The following is a 20,021-nucleotide window of genomic DNA, read 5'->3' on the forward strand; positions in this document are numbered from 1 at the left end:
AACAAAGTGGTCAAAATTGAACCTAAGAAAAGGGATGTGAATTTTTAAGAAATACCGAGGTACTTACTAAATTAAATAACGATAATAATTTTCTTAAAGCAAGTATTGCTAATGATATAAAAAATGATTCGCCATCAATTTTATTGACAACAAATAATAAATTATCAGAAGATTCTCTGTCAGTTGTAACAAAAAATAAAGTTGTTAAAAATAATGTTAGTTGTTTTCCAAAAGAACCTGTTAATAAGCGCCGAGCAGTCCCACAGTCTAAGTTAAAAAAAGTTGTTAGTTTAGATGAAATTGATAATCTATTTGATAATTATATTAAAAGTGTTTCTGATTATGCAAATTTATATGAAAGTATTGGTAAAAAACTAAGTAAATTATATTTACAATATCAAAGTGAAGACAATTTTAAATTATTTTTTGAGAATGAAAAAATTGGCAGTAATTTAAATGAATTAGGAAAAAATGAAATTAAAAAATTATATCAGATTTGAAACAAAGATTATTCACATAAAACTGATAATGAACTTTTAATGGCAACAGCGAATAAATTAAATTTGTTTTTAAAGCATTACTATATACCTAAGGATGATAGGGAAAAAGATGAAATTATTCAATTAATAAATAATTTAGAAAATAGTTAAAGCATTAATTTAAGTGAAGAAATTAATAGTAAAAGAATTTTTGAAGGTTTAAAGTTATTGAAAGACAAAAAATATTGTCAAAGATGACCTGATAGAAATCATTTATTAATTGAAAGTTATTAAATTTTATTAACTGATGCTTGAAAAAAATCTTTTGAACCTGAGTTTGAACAAATAGTTAAATTTTTAAGTAAAACCTCTGATTACATTGCTAGTAAAAATGTGAGTTTTCTTAATTCATCAATTTATTCAAAAGCTGAATGTTTACAGTGAATGGAACAAGGAGTCGTTTATACATAATGCCATTAATATCGCATCAAAATAAAGTTAAAGAAGAATTATTTTCTAAACAGGAAGATAATTTAAAGTTAATGCAACCTGTTTATCAAGAAGTGCCAATCGGTGCTAATGATAAGAAAAATAAGCGAGATTCTAAGATTGATTTCATTGATTTTGGTCATTGAAGTTCGCAAGAAAAACTTTGTATTTCAGGAATAGATAGCAATCAAAAACAATAAAAACGAAAAGAAAGAGCAGAATCATCAAAAACCAATATAACAAAATAAGTGAATAATAATTCAAAATTAGCTAAATGAATAGGAAGTTTTAAGGATGAATAATGAGATATTTTTAATGCAAATAAATGGGTTTATAGTAAGAATTCCGCAATTTTTATGTCAAATATTAGAACTAAATACTAATAGAAATATGCAATTACAACAAATTGAAGAGCAACTGAGTAATCCGTTAACTTTACAACATATGCAAGAAAGATATGCTGATGCGACTAATTTAGCATTTTTACAAGATCAATTACGAATTTTTCAACAAAATTGTTTTAATAATTGAGAAAATATTGATCAGCAAACAAGAAATTCACAAATTATTTTTGTTAGTGAAAATCTTAGTAATATTTTAGGAATTGCTATAATGCCAATAGAATTATCAATTCAAGAGCAAAGCCATTTTAATTATGTCAAAATTATGAGAAAATGCTAATAATGATGTTGAAGGCGGATATATTCCACTGCATTTTGCTATCTTAGAAGGTAATGTCCCGCTAACACAGTTATTGTTACAATGTGATAGTAGTAATGTTAATTTTCAGACACCCAATAATGAAACATCGCTTCATCTAGCTACGCTTACTAATAATATTAGATTAACTGAATTATTACTTGCCAATGGTGCCAATGTTGATGTTCAAGATAATGGCAATCTGACAGCCCTTTATAATGCTGTTGATAATAATAATTTAGTATTAACTAGTTTATTATTAGAAGCTGGTGCTGACTCAAATTTACCTGATGAAGAATCTGAAGAGGATCTGCCACTTCATCTTGCTCTCCATCACGATAATCTTTTATTAGTACAACTTTTACTAGAAAATGGTGCAAATCCTAATTTACAAAATGAAAATAGTGAAACCCCACTTCATCTTGCAATGTGGAGCACTAATGTTTTACCATTAGCTCGGTGCTTATTAGCATATGCTACTGATATTAATGCCCAAAATGATAATGAAGAGACAGCCCTTAATATTGCTGTGGGTTGTGCTAATTATGATGCGGTCCATTTATTAGTAACCAATGCTGCTGATGTGACAATACTAGATTCTGAAAATCAATCACCAATTTATTTAGCTTTACTTGATGATGATTTAAGAATGATTAAGTTATTTATTCAGTAGGGCGCTGATATTAATTGTTCTACTTCTAGTGGTGATACGCCTCTACATTTAGCAATAAATGAAAATGACTTTGAATTAGCAGAATTATTTATTGAAAGGGGTGCTAATCCAGATATTCTATTTAGTGATAATAATGCCCCGTTACATATCTCAAGTCGCAATTTTGCCGGATTAACATTTATGAAAATGTTAATTCAACAAGGTGTTAATGTAAATACTACTAATACGATGGGGAGTATGCCAATTCATGAAGCAACATTTGTAAATAATATTTCAGCAATGCAATTATTAATTAGTGAAGGGGCTAATGTTAATGTTATTAATAATATTGGAGCGCCATTGCATATTGCAATAATTACTGGTGCGATTACAACAGCAACATTTTTATTAAGAAATCGGGCTGATATCAATATTAGAAATAATAATCTTGATACGCCATTACACTTAGCAAGTATGGGCAAAGATTTTAAAATGGTGAAGATAGTACTAGAAAATCGTGCTAATATTAATGTTCAAGATTATTGTGGTCTTACGCCGTTACATTGAGCAGTTTATAATAGTGATGTCATAACAACTACTATTCTCTTAGAAGCAAACGCTAATATTAATATTAGAGGATTAAATGAAGCCACACCATTTGAACTTGGAGAATATTTTAATAATTTTGAAATAAGAAATTTGCTGTGAGAACAAGCTAATAAGAATATTAATAAAAATGATGCTAATATCTGTTCAGTGGAAAAAAATATTCAGCAGCAACAAGAAGTTTTATTTAATCATAAAAGAAGTTACAAGCAAAAAATAAAAGTGGCAACAGATAGTAGAAATTCTAAGAGATTTAAAGTTAATGAAATTTCACAAAGAGATTTAGACGAGGCAGGAACATCAGGTGTTACAAAGAATAGTAATACTCAAATAAATATCCAGTCAGAACCAAGTTGTCCTTTACCAAATTTATCAGAATATACTTTTATAGATGAAGAAATGTCAGAACAAAACCAAAACGAAAAAAAGAATGATGATTTAATAAAGCAGATGTTAGAAGATAGAGAAAGAAATGATAGAGAAAGAGAAGCTCTTTTATAGCTTTAAATATTAAAAAGACTTAGAGGATTATCACTCTAAGTCTTTTTACTTATCTTTAATTATACTTAATTTATTATTAAATAATACGGTTATATCATTCAACAATTAAAGATTCATTAATTTCCGAATTTAATTCATTTCTTTCAGGATAACGAAGGTAAGTTCCAACAATTTTTTTGCGATCAAAACTAACAAATTCCAATGTTCCAGCATTTAATTCAATTGCTTCTAAGATTTTTGGATTGTTCTTATAATTTTCTTTAATTGTAATCTTATCATTAATTGATACACGATAAGAAGGGATATTAACTTTCTTATTATTTACTAATATATGACTATGATTAACTAATTGGCGGGCTGCACTTCTTGTTCTTGCTAAACCTAAGCGATAAACAATGTTATCTAAACGAGATTCTAATAAAATTAAAAAGTTAGTTCCCGTAACACCACTCATTTTTTTAGCTTTTAAAAATGTATTTCGAAATTGTTTTTCATTTAAACCATACATATATCTTACTTTTTGTTTTTCTTGTTGTTGTAAACCATAGTTAGATAATTTTCTTCTTCTTGTTCCGTGTTGTCCCGGAGCAGTTGTGCGTTTTTTTCCTTTAGCAAATTCTTTTCCAGTTTCTAAAATTGAAAATCCAACTCTTCTTGCAATTCTAAAAATAGCTCCTGTATATCTTGACATAATAAAAACTCCCTTATCAATATATTTGACATTATAAAATCAGTGAGTTTAAATTAAACTCTAATTAAGATAGATTACTATTCGCCATCGCAGCAAAGACTACTTAAAGTAAAAGATTAAGCAATCTATTTGTAACTTAATTATGTTTAAAAGCTGTGATTTAATTGTCTTTAATTATTATATAAATTACTTTCTTAAATGTCAATACAAGTTTATTTAAGGTAATGTAGAAACCATATACATATGACAAGATTTTGTTTTCTACAAACTTTTAGGGGGTGTTTTCTTTTGGCAGTAATATTTTGTATTAGACTTCTTGCATAACCTATTAAAAAAATTACAAATATTTGTAAAAAGACAGTAATAGAAAAATATAATTTTAATTAATTATGTCTTTTATCTAAAAAATTAATATTTTGCCACAACAAAAAATGAATTTATTATTTAAATTCTTTAATTTTAAATAAATCTTTTATGTTAAATTAATAATTGCAAATTATAAATTGAGGCAATTAAATTAAATCTTAAACCAAATCTTTTTCTACGATTACGATATTTTTCTGTCATAATTTTAAATTTTTTAAGAATAGCAAAAATATTTTCAATAATAATTCTCATTTTTGAAACTAGTCTATTATGTTGTTTTTGTGCTTTATTTAAATGGTTTTTCTTTGTTTTCTTTGTAGGTATTAGAACATTATTGTGAATTTTTTTTATTCCTTGATAACCACTATCAACTATTAATTTGGTATTTTTTAAAATTGGGATTTTTGATTCTTTAAATAAAGCATAATCATGTTTTTTCCCAAGTGAAAAACTTGTTGCAATAATTTTTCTGGTTTCTTGTTCGATAATTACTTGTGTTTTAATGGTGTGTTTTTTCTTTTTACCAGAATAAGATTGTTTTTGTCTTTTTTTGGGCGTTGGATTGGAGTTTCGGTAGCATCAATAATAATAGTTTTATCATTAAAATAATCATTTATTAGTGCTTTTTACCAGCAAGTTGTTGAAAATCAGAGTTTTTAATTAAAATATCTTCAATTCACTTGATATTCCGATAACAATTAGCTTCACTAATTCCGAAATTTTTACCAAGATGAAAATAAGTCTGATATTCTCGTCAATATGATAAAGTCATCAATAATCTATTTTCTAGTGATAATTTATTAGTTTTACCACCTTTTTTAAATTTTTCTATTTCAGCTACTTGTAAAATATCTAACATTTTATTAAAAATGGATTTTTTTATTCCTGTTAATCTTAACCATTCTTTATCATTAAGCGTATTAAATTTATTATTGTTCATATTTTGATATCCTCATAAATTATATTTTATAAGAATATTTTAATAAAAAAGGTATCGCAAGAAGTCTATTGAATGCGACAGCGAAAGCTATGTCATTGGTAATAAAAATACAGTTGGAATCTGTAATTCTTGCGATGAAAAGGGTTTTTAAATTTTGAAAGGAAAGATAAATTATAAAATATGTCGCTGGTGTTTACATCTATTTAGTGATAAACGATATTTGCATGTTGCTTGTGAGAAAAAATTTATTAATCATATTAAAAAAATTTTAAAAAATAAAAGTAAAAGGAATTTAGATAATAATGTTTAAAGTTAAATTAGTTAGTATAAAAAGAAAAATATTTAAAAATAAAGATGGCTCTATGATGTCAGGTTATTCTGCCGAATTTTTGCGTTATGAAAATGACTTATTTGAGTCTACCGGCGAACAAAAGGCTTTATGAATTGATGATAACAATCTAGAACAACAAGAAATTTATAAACTGTTAAAAGAAAACGTTAAATCATTTTTTAGTTGCGAATTAACTTTTGAAAAAACCCCCAAAATAGTTAACTTGCAAAAAATTGAATTATCAAAAAATCAAAAAAACTTGTCCAGTTAATTGATAATCACTTCGGTCTGCGAAGCGGTGCGGAAGGCGTATGCCCCGCCCGCTAGCGGGTTAGTCGGCGAAGCCGACTATTACTTGATTAAATAACACAACTGGCGAAAATCTAAAACTGGAGTATAAAATATGAATTTACAACTTCAAAATCCGACTGATTTTTATATGAAAACCATTTATTACGGTCAATATATTCGCAATATTGTTATGCCTTTAGAACACATCAAAGCAAATATTCGTAATGCTAGCGGTTTAAAAAATAAGGGTAATTGTGATACAAAACTGCTTAATAGCAATATTCGTGCAAAATCTAATGTTATTAGGAAGGCATATCATAATTTTTGAGACTGCAAAAAACTTACATTCTTAACTCTTACTTATGCTGATGTTAATGAATTTGATATTAGAAAATGTAAGCGTGATTTAAATAAATTTTTTAAAAAATTAAAATACTGATTTAAAGTTAAAAATAAAAATATTAAGTATTTGTATACCTATGAATATCAGAAACGAGGCGTTATTCATTTTCATATTTTAATCACCAAAAAAATACCACATAAAATTATATTACAATTTTGACCTTATGGAATTAATAAAAATATTAGAGTTCTTGAAAACACTAATGAAATGGTTGTAAAATATTGCTCTAAATATATAACTAAAAATGTCCTGAACGAAAAGTCATTAAACCAGTATGACTTAAATATCAAGGCGTATCAATTCTCATATAACTGTCAAAATCCCATTACTAGAAAACAAGTATTTACCGATACTTTGAATAATATTGTTAATCGAACTGTAAATTCTGAATTTGTAAAATACTTAAAATCAACAGTTAATAACTTTAAAACCAAAATGTGCGGAGCAATCTATGAATTTAAAAATATTAGATTTCTTGCATAACCTATTAAAAAAATTACAAATATTTGTAAAAAGACAGTAATAGAAAAATATAATTTTAATTAATTATGTCTTTTATCTAAAAAATTAATATTTTGCCACAACAAAAAACGAATTTATTATTTAAATTCTTTAATTTTAAATAAATCTTTTATGTTAAATTAATAATTGCAAATTATAAATTGAGGCAATTAAATTAAATCTTAAACCAAATCTTTTTCTACGATTACGATATTTTTCTGTCATAATTTTAAATTTTTTAAGAATAGCAAAAATATTTTCAATAATAATTCTCATTTTTGAAACTAGTCTATTATGTTGTTTTTGTGCTTTATTTAAATGGTTTTTCTTTGTTTTCTTTGTAGGTATTAGAACATTATTGTGAATTTTTTGTATTCCTTGATAACCACTATCAACTATTAATTTGGTATTTTTTAAAATTGGGATTTTTGATTCTTTAAATAAAGCATAATCATGTTTTTTCCCAAGTGAAAAACTTGTTGCAATAATTTTTCTGGTTTCTTGTTCGATAATTACTTGTGTTTTAATGGTGTGTTTTTTCTTTTTACCAGAATAAGATTGTTTTTGTCTTTTTTTGGGCGTTGGATTGGAGTTTCGGTAGCATCAATAATAATAGTTTTATCATTAAAATAATCATTTATTAGTGCTTTTTTACCAGCAAGTTGTTGAAAATCAGAGTTTTTAATTAAAATATCTTCAATTCACTTGATATTCCGATAACAATTAGCTTCACTAATTCCGAAATTTTTACCAAGATGAAAATAAGTCTGATATTATCGTCAATATGATAAAGTCATCAATAATCTATTTTCTAGTGATAATTTATTAGTTTTACCACCTTTTTTAAATTTTTCTATTTCAGCTACTTGTAAAATATCTAACATTTTATTAAAAGTGGATTTTTTTATTCCTGTTAATCTTAACCATTCTTTATCATTAAGAGTATTAAATTTATTATTGTTCATATTTTGATATCCTCATAAATTATATTTTATAAGAATATTTTAATAAAAAAGGTATCGCAAAAAGTCTAATAGACTAGTTTCAAAAATGAGAATTATTATTGAAAATATTTTTGCTATTCTTAAAAAATTTAAAATTATGACAGAAAAATATCGTAATCGTAGAAAAAGATTTGGTTTAAGATTTAATTTAATTGCCTCAATTTATAATTTGCAATTATTAATTTAACATAAAAGATTTATTTAAAATTAAAGAATTTAAATAATAAATTCATTTTTTGTTGTGGCAAAATATTAATTTTTTAGATAAAAGACATAATTAATTAAAATTATATTTTTCTATTACTGTCTTTTTACAAATATTTGTAATTTTTTTAATAGGTTATGCAAGAAGTCTATTACAAGTTTATTTAAGGTAATTTATAATATTAGTTGTAGTATTGGATAAAATAGTTTATAATAATTACGTTGTTAAATAAAATACTGTACATTACAATTCCCTTGCTTTATAGGTGCTGATATGTGATGAATTGACAATAAAAAAATGTCATAACACCATTTATTTATGCAACTATATTCAAGGAGGAAAAAATATGAGTTTTAATGAATTAAATTTAAAGGAAGATAATATAAGTTTTGATGACTTAAATTTAAATAATAACTTAAAGCGAGCAATTTTAAAGGCGGGTTATGTTAACCCTACTGAAATTCAAAAGAAAACAATTCCGTTAGCATTAGAAAATTATGATATTATTGGAAAAAGTCATACAGGAACAGGAAAAACCGCTGCATTCGTATTACCAATCTTAAATAATTTAAATCCAAAACTACGAAGAGTACAAGCAATGATTGTTTGTCCAACAAGAGAGTTAGCATTACAAGTTTTAGATCAAGTAAGAAAATATGCTTTTTATTTAGAAGGAGTTAATGCGACAGCATTATTTGGTGGTTCGGATTTACGAAGACAAATTTATAGTTTAAAAAATAGTAATATTGTTGTTGGGACACCGGGAAGAATTGTTGATCATATTCAACGCAGAACTTTAAGATTGAATGATATTCAAACTGTAGTTTTAGATGAAGCTGATGAAATGTTAAAAATGGGATTCAAACAAGATATTGATAAAATATTTACTAGCATTACATTAAAGTATCAAACATTATTGTTTTCAGCAACAATGAATCGTGCTGTTTTAGAAGTTGCTAATAACTATCAAAATAGTCCGGTTCAAATAAGTATTAAAAGAAATGCTGCTGAATTAAATAATATTAAGCAATATTTTATTAATACAAGAAATACAAGTAAAGATCGTGCGTTAGTGGATTTATTTTTGAAAATTCAACCAAATTTAAGTATTGTTTTTTCTAATACAAAAGCATATACTGAAAGAATTTCTAAAATATTATGAGAAAATGGCATCAAGTCAGCTGTTATTAATGGTGATAAGCGACAAAGTGAAAGAAATAAAGCAATGAATGCTTTTAGAACTAATAAAGTTCAAGTGTTAATTGCTACTGATGTAGCAGCACGGGGAATTGATGTTGATGGGATTGATTATATTTTTAATTATGATTTACCTCATGAACAAGAAAGTTATGTGCATCGTATTGGAAGAACAGGACGCGCTGGTGAAACCGGAATTGCAATTACATTAGTAAATAATAAAAAAGAATTAATTGATATTAAAAGATTAGAACAAACTTTAAACATTAAGATTAATCCTTACAATACTTAATACTGAATTTAAGAATATTACATAAGAACATCATTTTAACTAATGATGTTTTTTACTATTGAATAAACTAGAATTAAATATTAAATTTGCAAAAATTATCAAAATTCATTAAAATTATTAGCAAAGTTAAATACTTTTTATAAACAAGGAGAAACGGATGAAATTTTCAATTATTATTGAACGATTAATAAAAAAATATCATAATTTTAAGCTTAATGATATTTCACTTAAAGTTAGTAGTGGCAAGATGCATGCGATTATTGGTGCTAGTGGTAGTGGGAAAACAGTTACGATTAAATCATTAATTGGGGGTATTAATTATGATGGCGGTAAAATTTATATCAATGGTCAAGATGCTAAAAAACCGTTAGCAAAACAAACTATTGGGTATGTTCCTGAGTTTACTAAATTTCCTCGTAATATTACAACTTATCGGTTTTTAAAATCACTAGCTAAAATGAATGGTTTAAAAAATAATCAGATTAAACAAAGATTACAATCATTAATGGAAGAGTTTAATATTTGAGAATTTCGTAATAAAAATATGAATGATTTTTCTAGCGGTATGAAAAAGAAAGTGATGGTAATTCAGGGAATTATTCATAATCCGGATATTTTAATTTTAGATGAACCAGAAGCAAATTTAGATACAACAACAAGAAAACAAATTTTAGGTTATTTAAGAACACTAGTTAATCAAGGTAAAACAGTCTTTTTTTCAACTCATTTATTAAATGAAGTTAAGGATGTTATTGATGAATGTTCAATTATTTATCGGGGTAATTTATTATATAGTGGACCAATTAGTGGTTTTCAATTAACAAATTCATTTGTTATTGAATGTGAGGATAATGAAGCTATGGTGATATTTTTTAAAGATAATGATATTGACTATTTTTTTAGAGAAGAAAGCAATGATCTTTTCTTTAAATTAAAAAATTCGTTAGAAATTAATAAGATATTTCTTTATGCCATTGAATATAATCTAATTATTTATCGGATTGAGCCATATACGATTGATTTAGATTTCTTTTATAATACTTTAACCAATGAAAAATTTAATTTGTAAGAAAGGAATAAAATATGAAAATTTTATCAAGTAATAATTTTTTACCGATTTTTAATTTTGCTTTAAGAAAAATATTAGTTTCCTTGTTAACATTAGTAATTGAAATTATTACTTTGTTAAGTCTTATAATAACAACAATAGTTCTTTTTATTCAATTAGGAGATGATAATGATAATTTTTTAGTAAATTTTCAATATATTATTTTAGTATTTTTAAATTTATTATTATTTCTTTTTATCGTTTTAAATGTAGTTCGAATTATTAGTGAAGAAATAACTGATGGAACATTTTTGTTATTAATTTCTAAACCTTATTCACGATTTAAAATACTATTTTCTAAATATTTAAGTTTATTATTTGTAGTTTTTTTATTTATTGCGATTAATTTAGGAATAACTATTTTATTAGGTTATGTTATTAGTGCTATTAGTAATAAACATGCCCAGTTTATTTTCCTTTTAAATATGATAACAAAATTAATGCTTTTCTCATTATTTCTTAGTTTTGTTGTGTTAGCAGGTTCAATATTAACAGCTTTAATATTTTCATCAAATATTGTTTTTTTAATATTAGTTGTTTTTAGCAGTATGTTTTTATTAGGTGGGTTACCATATTCTTTAATTAAAGAAATTAGTAATAAACAAACAGTTAATATTGGTACCGACAGTTTTGATATTAGTAGTATTAAAGAAATAATCTTATTTAATGATGCTGTTAAAAAACCTGAAAATAACCAAACTAATATTAAAATTCGCTACTTTAAATTAGTAACCGAGATTTTTAATTTTTATAATGAATATGAATATGAACAACTTACAGCAAGATTAACAGAACTTGATGATAAAAGAAGAGCAATGTATAAAAAATTTGATTTATATACTGATGAAATTAAGACATTTACTGCTAAGGGTAGTGTTACACGATGAACAGGAGAACTTACAAAGGACGTAAAGAATAAAGATGTTGAATTGCATATTCAATTTAAAACATATTTTAAAACATTAGAACAATTAGATGCTAGTAATGAATATCAATATGAACTAATACAACTTATTAATAATGATTTATCACCACAAGTTGTTGAACTAACTAAAGATAAAAATGTTTCGTTAATGGAATTAGATATTGACAAAAATAATGCAACTACTAGTAAAACATATATTGAAGTTAACGGCAAAAAACTGTCTGATTGAGGGCCATTTACTGTTTTTAGAGAGAATTATAATTATGAATTTGATGAAAAATTATCTGAAAAATATAATGATTTGTTTAGTAATAAGGTATATTTTGCAATTCAAGAATTAGATAATAATATTTTAGTGAAAGTTCGTCATTTGAAATTATTAACTAATCAATCATTATCAATAAATAAAAATTGGGATGATTATCAATCATTAATGAAGACATATCGGATTATTAGTTTTCTTAATCTTTTTGAACATTGAAATCAAATGTGAACAACATTTTTAGGATTTAATGATTTCTTTTTTAGCCCCACAGGTAATTCATATATTGATTTTGATAAACAAAAAAATTATTTAAATTCATATCGTGATTTTGAAATTATAACAAATAATAAAGGACGGATTGAAGTTCAAAAGATTAATCACATTTTAAATTCAACAGCAGTAGCTATTGGTTATGGGATATTTGCAATGCTATTAAATATCAGTTCAGTTTTAGTTATTAAACGCCGAGATATTGTTTAGGTTTTCAATAGGGTTGCTTCATTTTATGTAATAAAATTTATGTTATAATTAAAACTGAAATGCAGATGCGAGGATTGTAAATAATGAGATTATTTATTAGTTTAAAAGAATGAAATTGATATCATTGATTAATAACCGGTTTAATTTTTCTGTTAATATTTTCTCTTATCATATGACAAATATTATTATTTATTTTGCATCAAAGAAAATTTTTAGAAGGTAAAATCATTAATTGTTTAGAAATAATTAAATTATTGCCACTGCGTCAAAGATTATATCGGTTATCAGAAATTGCTAGTTATCATCATGAATTTGAAACAATTTTACCATATTGAACTTTTCTTTATGAAAAGCATAGTCAAGAACTATTAGCATTAATAAATGAATTATTAATAATTTTAAAACAAGATCAGCAAGATATTAAGAAATTTAGTTTATATAAGTTAAAACAATTATTAGCAAAAATTAATAAGTTAAATAAAAAATCACGCGACTTATTATTAGATTATGAAAATGCTCTTAAAATTGAATTAACTCAACGCGAGCAGGCATCATTATATAAAAGTTTTTTTAATCAGTTAGTTAATAATGCTACTAAATTACAAATTCATGTGGCAATAAATCCTGAAAAATTAGATTATTTAGTTAATGTTTTACAAAATATGTTATATAACTTTGAAATTGAATTAACTAAAGGAGTATTTTTGAAGTCATATCAAATTCTTGATAAGATTGCTGTTGGTTTAATTTCCTTTACAGAAATTTTAGATAAGATTCCGAAGTTATTAACGATTGTACATAAAGTTATTCCCAAGCAATTAAAACAAATGACTACTTTATATATGAATAAAGGCAATGATATTATTTTGCAAGAGCAGTTTGTGAATTTATTTGATGATGTTAATCTTCAAGTTCAACAAGTTAAAAAATTGTTAGATAATTTACAATATAAAAAGGGACAAGTCAGAGTTGAAAAAATTCTCGTTTTGCTAGCTAATTTTAATTATCAATCACAGAAAGAAAAAGATTTAAAAACAATTTTTTCAACTTACTATGAGCCAACCATTAAAATAGTTGAATTAATTGAAAATAGTTTTGAAAATTTAAAAAAAGAATTACTACAAATTGAAACTATTTATTTATTTTTGCCAATGGAAAAAGAAATAATTAATAATAGTCAAAAATTAGTTAAGAATTTAAGTTCCCAAATGAATGAATTAATTGTGATTATGAATCAAACAAAAACTAATGCTTATCATCAATTGGTTAAATTACAGGTAAAAATTTTAGAAAATGCTTTAAAAACTCAAGTTTATTTAGAACAAGTATACAAATTAATAACGCAAAAAACTGAAGAAGAAAAGCAATTAAAACAGTTACTTTCACATTTAGGAATCCTATTAATGCAATTAAATGCTAAGCTAAATAAAATTACTTATCAAAAAATTGCTTATACTTTCAAAGACCGGATTAGTGATGTTTATAACTCATTTTCGGAACTTAAAGAATTAATTAGTATTAGTGATGATTTACAAAAACAAAAGCGGTTATTACGCAAGTTATATTTATTAAAAGATAATATTTATAAATTACATAGTAAAATCAAAAATATTGCCATCATTGATCAACTAATTCAACGAGCAATTGTCTATGGTTATAAATTTTGTGCTATTGATGATAGTGTTAATAATAAAATTAAAAGTGCACAACTAATTTATAACAGTGCTAATTATGAAGATGCATTACAGTTAGTATTACAAGCATTAGAGTATTCGTATGAACAACGATTACATAAAAGATTGCAAAAAAGGTAATAGAGAGTAGGAATAATTAAAAATGAATGATACTATTTTAATTCGCTATGGTGAATTATCAACTAAAGGTAAGAATCGGTATTTATTTATTAATCAGTTAGAAAAAAATTTAAAAGCTAAGTTAATCGCATTTAAATATTTAAATATTGTTGCAACACATAGTCGGATGTTGATTTATTTAAATGAACATCAAACTAATCTTATTGAAATTGAACAAATTACTAATATTATTAGAAATACTTTTGGAATTACTTCGTTTTCTTTTTCTAAACAAGTTATTAAAGATTTAAATGTTATTCAGAAGGAAATTTTGATATTGATTAGCAATTTAGAATTTAAATCATTTAAATTAGATGTTAATCGGATTGATAAAAAATTTCATTGTACTTCGTTAGAAATAATTAATGTTATTGCTGGATTAATTTTAGATTATAAAAAAGATTGTCAAGTTGATTTAATAAATCCACAATTAACGATATATTTAGAAATTCAAATTGATAATGCTTTTATTATGTTAAATAAAATTACGGGATTAAAAGGTTATCCTGTTGGTATTGCTGGAAAAGTATTATTACTTATGAGTGGTGGGATTGATTCACCAGTTAGTGCTTATTTATTAATGAAACGCGGATTGGAAGTTCATTATTTACATTTTATAACTCCACCATATACTAAAAATGAATCATTACAAAAAGTTATTAATTTAGTTAAAACCTTAGGAGTTTATGGCGGTAATGTTGCTTCAAAATTATATATATGCAATTTTAGTAGTTTACAACCATCGTATCAGATTACAATTATGCGCCGAATGTTTATGCGCATTGCTAATTATTTAGGAAGAAAATTGCGTATTAAAATTTTAGCAACTGGTGATTCTTTAGGACAAGTAGCATCACAAACAATTGAAAGTTTATCAGTTATTGCTGATGTTAGTGATATGGTAATTTTGCGACCATTAATTACTTATGATAAAAATGAAATTATTAATATTGCTAAAAATATTAATACTTATGAAACATCAATTATTCCTTTTATAGATTGTTGTTCATTATTTGTTCCTCAAAATCCAGTAATTAAACCAATAATTGCTATTGCTAAGAAACAAGAACAAAGCATTTTATGAGAAGAGATTTTAGCATTAACAGTTGAAAATAATAATATAAAACAAGAAATTAATTTTCTTGAAAAAAAGTAGGTGAAAATAATTATTAATTTAAATGTTCATAGTGAGTATTCACTATTAAGTTCACCGTTAAAGTTAAAAGATTATTTTAAGTTTGCAATTAAAAATAATCTTTCGGTTTTAGCATTAACTGATAAGAATACAATGTTTGGGGCAATACGATTTTATGAACAATGTCAAAAATATAATATTAAACCAATTATTGGTATTGATATTGATGTGTTAGATGTTGCTCGTAATTTGAAATTAGAATTAATTGTTATTGCTAAAAATCAGCAAGGTTATGAACAACTTTGTCTTATTTCTTCAATAATTGCTATTTCTAATAATTCAACAATTAGTTGTGAACAATTATTAGAACATTTAAATGAGATTATTGTTATTTTTAAACCACAAAATACTTTAGCAATGTCTTTAACAATGCAAGCGGAATATTTAACAAGAATTCAAAAAAAGGCTCGCACATATATGGGAATTAATCAGGATAATTTTAGTAATATTCAATATTGAATTGATAAGCAACAATTAGTTGTTCCTTGTAATTTAGTGAAATATTTACAACCAGATGATAATCAAACATTACAGTTAATTGAAGCTATTAAGGAACAAAAAGCGTTATCAGAAACTAACATTAATGATTTTAGTAATTATCATTATTTATTATCATTTGATATTTATTGTGAATATGAACAAATATTAATAACTAATTTGGAACAGTTAATTAATAATGTTAATTTACAATTACAATTTAATATTAAAGAAAATATGTTACAATATCCGATACCAATTGGTGTGAATAGCAATGAATATTTGCAAAACTTATGTTTACAACAATTACAAAATAATAAGGAAATTAATAATGATTATCGTTATCAACAACGATTATCTTATGAATTATCAATTATTTGTGAAATGGGTTTTGCTAATTATTTTCTTATTGTTTATGATTATGTTAAATATGCTCGTGAGCAAAATATTATGGTTGGTCCGGGAAGAGGGTCTGTTGCAGGTAGTTTGGTAGCATTTTTATTACAAATTTCTACTGTTGACCCAATAAAATATGATTTAATTTTTGAAAGATTTTTAAATCCGCAAAGAATATCAATGCCAGATATTGATATTGATTTTCAAGATGATCGGCGCGAAGAAGTAATAAAATATTTAGTTAAAAAATATGGTAAAAATAATGTCGCCCAAATTATTACTTTTCAAACCATTACTTGTAAAATTGCTCTTAAAGATATGGGAAGAGTATTAAATATTCCTTTAGATATTATTGATAAAATCAGTAAAGCCGTGCCATTAGATTTAAATTTAGATTTATCATTAGCTGTTAGTAAAATTGAAATTTTACAAGTATATATGACACAATATCCACAGTTATTTTTATTAGCAAAAAAAATTATTGGTTTACCTCGACAATTTGGAACGCATGCGGCTGGTGTTGTTTTATCACAATTACCAATAATGCAAATTGTTCCAATTCAAAAAGGTTATAATAATATCTATTTAACGCAATATTCAATGAATCATTTAGAATCATTAGGATTACTAAAAATGGATCTTTTAGGTTTAAGAAATTTAACAATTTTAAAGCAAATTCTTAATATAATTAATAAAAATTTATCAATGATGATTAGTTTAGATAAAATACCCTTAAATGATAGTAAAACATATCAATTATTAAGTGAAGGATATACGGCGGGGATTTTTCAGTTAGAGTCTAAAGGAATGCAACAAATTTTAATAACCATGCAACCCAAAAGTTTAGAAGATATTGTTGTTACAAGTTCATTATTTCGTCCTGGTCCGCAAGAACATGTTAAGACATATATTAAAAGAAGATTAAAGCAAGAAGCGGTTTGGTATTTACATCCTGATTTAGAACCAATATTAAAAACAACTTATGGAATTATTGTTTATCAAGAACAAATTATTTTAATTGCCCAAAAAATTGCTAATTTTTCGTTAGCAAAAGCTGATATTTTAAGAAGAGCAATTAGTAAAAAAAATCAGAATGAGATGACTTTATTAAGTAAAGAATTTATTGCTTCAGGTGTTGCTAATGGTTATGATGAAAAAACTGTTAAGCAAATTTATGATGATATTAATCAGTTTGCTAGTTATGGGTTTAATCGGAGTCATGCGGTGTCATATTCATTATTAGGTTATTGAATGGCTTATTTGAAAGTTAATTATGCATTACAATTTATGTGTGCGTTATTAACTAGTGTGATTGCTAGTGCTAATAAAGTTGAACAGTATCTTAAAGAATGTCAAAGATATCATCTAAAAATATTGCCACCGTCAGTTAATTTTTCAACAGAAAATTTTATTATTGAGAATCATATGATTAGAGTGCCATTAACGATAATTAAGCAAGTGGGAATGGCAATTTATGAAGCAATATATGTTGAAAGAGAAACTAATGGACAATATACTGATTATTTCTCCTTTGTGGCTAGAATGGTGCTTAAAGGTTTAAATATAAGCATATTAGAAGCATTAATTGCTGCGGGAGCTTTAGATGAATTTAAAATCTCACGAAAAACGATGAAATTAAATATGACACTAGCTTTTCGCTATGCACAATTAATTCAGGTAACAAGGAATGATAATATCACCCTAAATTATGATTTGCTAGCAATACCTAGTTTAAAACAAGAACCAGATAATTTGTTAGAAAAAGCTCAAGATGAGTTAAAATATTTTGGTTTCTATTTACAAACTCATCCTTTATTATTAATTAAAAAGCAATTGCAATTAGAAAAAGAAATTATTAAATTGCAAAATCTAGATAAATTGATTAATTGAAAAGTTAAAGTATTGGTTTTTATTAATCGGATTAAACAAATTAAAACTAAAGATGGTCAGTATATGTGTTTTTTAACAGTAAGTGATGATTATGGGACAAGTGATGTGACAGTTTTTAGTAATATATATATGCAATATCAAGAACAACTTAAAGAAAATACTATTGTCTTAATTAATGCTACTGTTGAAAAGTATAATGATAAAATTCATTTAGTTTTACGAACTTTAAAAGTAATAAGTATTTAAAAAAATCTTATCTAAATGAGATAAGATTTTTTTATTCATCACTGTTTTTTACTAATTCCAGAACATTAAGTTTTTTTAAATGATAAGTAGTCATAATATATGTTGATGAATAAATAACTATAATAATAACAAAACTAACTAAAATTACTCATCAAACTAAGGAAAAGGGAATTATTAAAAGAAAGAAATTTTGTAAGATATAAATAAAGATACTTGCTGTTGTTCAAGCTAGTAGTACACCACCAATAAAACCAATCAACACGGAAGGAACAAACATTGTCAGAATTAAGTTATTAATTATTCGATATTTGTAACCTTGAATTTGTAATATTGCCATCATTTTTGAAAATTGATCTAATGATAATAATTGCAATAATAATGGCATTAGTAATAAATATGGCAATCATATTAGCAGCAACAGTAGCGATTTTTTTAATTAACTCTTGTTTAGTTGATAATAAATCATAGTTGTCAACAGCATTTGTATATGCTCATCCGTCAGCAATATTAGACTTCTTGCATAACCTATTAAAAAAATTACAAATATTTGTAAAAAGACAGTAATAGAAAAATATAATTTTAATTAATTATGTCTTTTATCTAAAAAATTAATATTTTGCCACAACAAAAAACGAATTTATTATTTAAATTCTTTAATTTTAAATAAATCTTTTATGTTAAATTAATAATTGCAAATTATAAATTGAGGCAATTAAATTAAATCTTAAACCAAATCTTTTTCTACGATTACGATATTTTTCTGTCATAATTTTAAATTTTTTAAGAATAGCAAAAATATTTTCAATAATAATTCTCATTTTTGAAACTAGTCTATTATGTTGTTTTTGTGTTTTATTTAAATGGTTTTTCATTGTTTTCTTTGTAGGTATTAGAACATTATTGTGAATTTTTTGTATTCCTTGATAACCACTATCAACTATTAATTTCGTATTTTTTAAAATTGGGATTTTTGATTCTTTAAATAAAGCATAATCATGTTTTTTCCCAAGTGAAAAACTTGTTGCAATAATTTTTCTGGTTTCTTGTTCGATAATTACTTGTGTTTTAATGGTGTGTTTTTTCTTTTTACCAGAATAAGATTGTTTTTGTCTTTTTTTGGGCGTTGGATTGGAGTTTCGGTAGCATCAATAATAATAGTTTTATCATTAAAATAATCATTTATTAGTGCTTTTTTACCAGCAAGTTGTTGAAAATCAGAGTTTTTAATTAAAATATCTTCAATTCACTTGATATTGCGATAATAATTAGCTTCACTAATTCCGAAATTTTTACCAAGATGAAAATAAGTCTGATATTCTCGTCAATATGATAAAGTCATCAATAATCTATTTTCTAGTGATAATTTATTAGTTTTACCACCTTTTTTAAATTTTTCTATTTCAGCTACTTGTAAAATATCTAACATTTTATTAAAAGTGGATTTTTTTATTCCTGTTATTCTTAACCATTCTTTATCATTAAGAGTATTAAATTTATTATTGTTCATATTTTGATATCCTCATAAATTATATTTTATAA

22 protein-coding genes and 1 pseudogene are annotated in these 20,021 nt (G+C 24.7%); 15 read left to right on the top strand and 8 right to left on the bottom strand.

The genetic code is table 4. The annotated features are described in order from the left end of the window. Positions 1 to 143 precede the first annotated feature (143 nt). From AACK86_RS01365 to AACK86_RS01385, 6 genes and pseudogenes are all read left to right on the top strand, one after another. Positions 144 to 650, top strand: coding sequence for a hypothetical protein (locus AACK86_RS01365; RefSeq protein ID WP_338982171.1), 507 nt, complete (start codon positions 144 to 146; stop codon positions 648 to 650). Positions 651 to 910: 260 nt separating this feature from the next. Beyond that, positions 911 to 1,168 carry a hypothetical protein gene (locus AACK86_RS01370; protein ID WP_338982172.1) on the top strand — a complete coding sequence of 86 codons (258 nt, stop codon included), beginning with the start codon at positions 911 to 913 and terminating at the stop codon, positions 1,166 to 1,168. Between the two features lie 94 nt (positions 1,169 to 1,262). Continuing rightward, positions 1,263 to 1,649 (top strand): hypothetical protein, encoded by a 387-nt coding sequence (locus tag AACK86_RS01375; protein ID WP_338982173.1) that lies wholly within the window; start codon positions 1,263 to 1,265, stop codon positions 1,647 to 1,649. Beyond that, positions 1,624 to 2,340, top strand: coding sequence for an ankyrin repeat domain-containing protein (locus tag AACK86_RS01380; RefSeq protein WP_338982174.1), 717 nt, complete (start codon positions 1,624 to 1,626; stop codon positions 2,338 to 2,340). The genes AACK86_RS01375 and AACK86_RS01380 overlap by 26 nt, the downstream gene beginning before the upstream one ends. Before the next feature lie 54 nt (positions 2,341 to 2,394). Beyond that, positions 2,395 to 2,505: pseudogene (locus tag AACK86_RS06820) on the top strand (hypothetical protein); the annotation flags it as partial. A gap of 15 nt (positions 2,506 to 2,520) precedes the next feature. Further along, on the top strand, positions 2,521 to 3,426 hold the full coding sequence (locus tag AACK86_RS01385; protein ID WP_338982175.1) for an ankyrin repeat domain-containing protein: 906 nt from the start codon (positions 2,521 to 2,523) through the stop codon (positions 3,424 to 3,426). A gap of 76 nt (positions 3,427 to 3,502) precedes the next feature. On the opposite strand, the gene rpsD is transcribed toward AACK86_RS01385, so the two are convergent. The 3 genes from rpsD to AACK86_RS06830 all read right to left on the bottom strand — a co-directional run bounded on the left by rpsD (position 3,503) and on the right by AACK86_RS06830 (position 5,423). Further along, a complete protein-coding gene (gene rpsD / locus AACK86_RS01390; protein WP_338982176.1) occupies positions 3,503 to 4,117 on the bottom strand; it encodes a 30S ribosomal protein S4 in 615 nt (204 codons plus the stop codon). A gap of 477 nt (positions 4,118 to 4,594) precedes the next feature. After that, complete coding sequence (locus AACK86_RS06825; RefSeq protein ID WP_422398317.1) at positions 4,595 to 4,987, bottom strand: transposase; 393 nt, start codon at positions 4,985 to 4,987, stop codon at positions 4,595 to 4,597. Positions 4,988 to 5,099: 112 nt separating this feature from the next. Then, positions 5,100 to 5,423 (bottom strand): helix-turn-helix domain-containing protein, encoded by a 324-nt coding sequence (locus AACK86_RS06830; protein ID WP_422398262.1) that lies wholly within the window; start codon positions 5,421 to 5,423, stop codon positions 5,100 to 5,102. Positions 5,424 to 5,725: 302 nt separating this feature from the next. On the opposite strand from AACK86_RS06830, the gene AACK86_RS01400 reads away from it, so the two are divergent. Then, a complete protein-coding gene (locus AACK86_RS01400) occupies positions 5,726 to 6,025 on the top strand; it encodes a hypothetical protein (RefSeq protein ID WP_338982177.1) in 300 nt (99 codons plus the stop codon). Positions 6,026 to 6,157: 132 nt separating this feature from the next. After that, positions 6,158 to 6,931, top strand: coding sequence for a rolling circle replication-associated protein (locus AACK86_RS01405; RefSeq protein ID WP_338982178.1), 774 nt, complete (start codon positions 6,158 to 6,160; stop codon positions 6,929 to 6,931). Between the two features lie 153 nt (positions 6,932 to 7,084). Here the strand turns inward: AACK86_RS01405 and AACK86_RS06835 are convergent, their stop codons facing one another. Continuing rightward, positions 7,085 to 7,477 (bottom strand): transposase family protein, encoded by a 393-nt coding sequence (locus AACK86_RS06835; protein WP_422398306.1) that lies wholly within the window; start codon positions 7,475 to 7,477, stop codon positions 7,085 to 7,087. Between the two features lie 245 nt (positions 7,478 to 7,722). Continuing rightward, positions 7,723 to 7,914, bottom strand: a complete 192-nt coding sequence (locus AACK86_RS06840; protein WP_422398205.1) for a hypothetical protein — start codon at positions 7,912 to 7,914, stop codon at positions 7,723 to 7,725. Between the two features lie 85 nt (positions 7,915 to 7,999). Between AACK86_RS06840 and AACK86_RS01415 the strand changes: the two genes are divergently transcribed. From AACK86_RS01415 to AACK86_RS01445, 7 genes are all read left to right on the top strand, one after another. Further along, positions 8,000 to 8,140: a hypothetical protein gene (locus AACK86_RS01415; protein WP_422398206.1), complete on the top strand. Its 141-nt coding sequence runs from the start codon at positions 8,000 to 8,002 to the stop codon at positions 8,138 to 8,140. Positions 8,141 to 8,504: 364 nt separating this feature from the next. Then, the gene (locus AACK86_RS01420; RefSeq protein WP_338982179.1) at positions 8,505 to 9,647 is read left to right on the top strand and encodes a DEAD/DEAH box helicase; all 1,143 of its coding nucleotides are present in this window, start codon (positions 8,505 to 8,507) and stop codon (positions 9,645 to 9,647) included. A 157-nt stretch (positions 9,648 to 9,804) separates the two neighbouring features. Next, positions 9,805 to 10,716 (top strand): ABC transporter ATP-binding protein, encoded by a 912-nt coding sequence (locus AACK86_RS01425; protein WP_338982180.1) that lies wholly within the window; start codon positions 9,805 to 9,807, stop codon positions 10,714 to 10,716. Between the two features lie 14 nt (positions 10,717 to 10,730). Continuing rightward, positions 10,731 to 12,425 (top strand): ABC transporter permease, encoded by a 1,695-nt coding sequence (locus AACK86_RS01430; RefSeq protein WP_338982181.1) that lies wholly within the window; start codon positions 10,731 to 10,733, stop codon positions 12,423 to 12,425. An 83-nt stretch (positions 12,426 to 12,508) separates the two neighbouring features. Next, positions 12,509 to 14,239, top strand: coding sequence for a septation ring formation regulator EzrA (locus AACK86_RS01435; RefSeq protein ID WP_338982182.1), 1,731 nt, complete (start codon positions 12,509 to 12,511; stop codon positions 14,237 to 14,239). Positions 14,240 to 14,261: 22 nt separating this feature from the next. Next, a complete protein-coding gene (gene thiI / locus AACK86_RS01440; RefSeq protein ID WP_338982183.1) occupies positions 14,262 to 15,434 on the top strand; it encodes a tRNA uracil 4-sulfurtransferase ThiI in 1,173 nt (390 codons plus the stop codon). After that, positions 15,435 to 18,482, top strand: coding sequence for a DNA polymerase III subunit alpha (locus AACK86_RS01445; protein WP_338982184.1), 3,048 nt, complete (start codon positions 15,435 to 15,437; stop codon positions 18,480 to 18,482). It abuts the gene before it with no gap. A gap of 31 nt (positions 18,483 to 18,513) precedes the next feature. Here the strand turns inward: AACK86_RS01445 and AACK86_RS01450 are convergent, their stop codons facing one another. The 3 genes from AACK86_RS01450 to AACK86_RS06850 form a co-directional block, all read right to left on the bottom strand. Next, positions 18,514 to 18,867, bottom strand: a complete 354-nt coding sequence (locus AACK86_RS01450) for an FtsX-like permease family protein (protein WP_338982185.1) — start codon at positions 18,865 to 18,867, stop codon at positions 18,514 to 18,516. Between the two features lie 292 nt (positions 18,868 to 19,159). Then, the gene (locus tag AACK86_RS06845) at positions 19,160 to 19,552 is read right to left on the bottom strand and encodes a transposase (protein ID WP_422398318.1); all 393 of its coding nucleotides are present in this window, start codon (positions 19,550 to 19,552) and stop codon (positions 19,160 to 19,162) included. Continuing rightward, on the bottom strand, positions 19,537 to 19,989 hold the full coding sequence (locus AACK86_RS06850) for a transposase family protein (protein ID WP_422398263.1): 453 nt from the start codon (positions 19,987 to 19,989) through the stop codon (positions 19,537 to 19,539). The genes AACK86_RS06845 and AACK86_RS06850 overlap by 16 nt, the downstream gene beginning before the upstream one ends. Between the last annotated feature and the right edge of the window lie 32 nt (positions 19,990 to 20,021).

The organism is Spiroplasma endosymbiont of Eupeodes luniger, from assembly GCF_964019525.1.
Taxonomy (GTDB): domain Bacteria; phylum Bacillota_I; class Bacilli_A; order Mycoplasmatales; family Nriv7; genus Nriv7.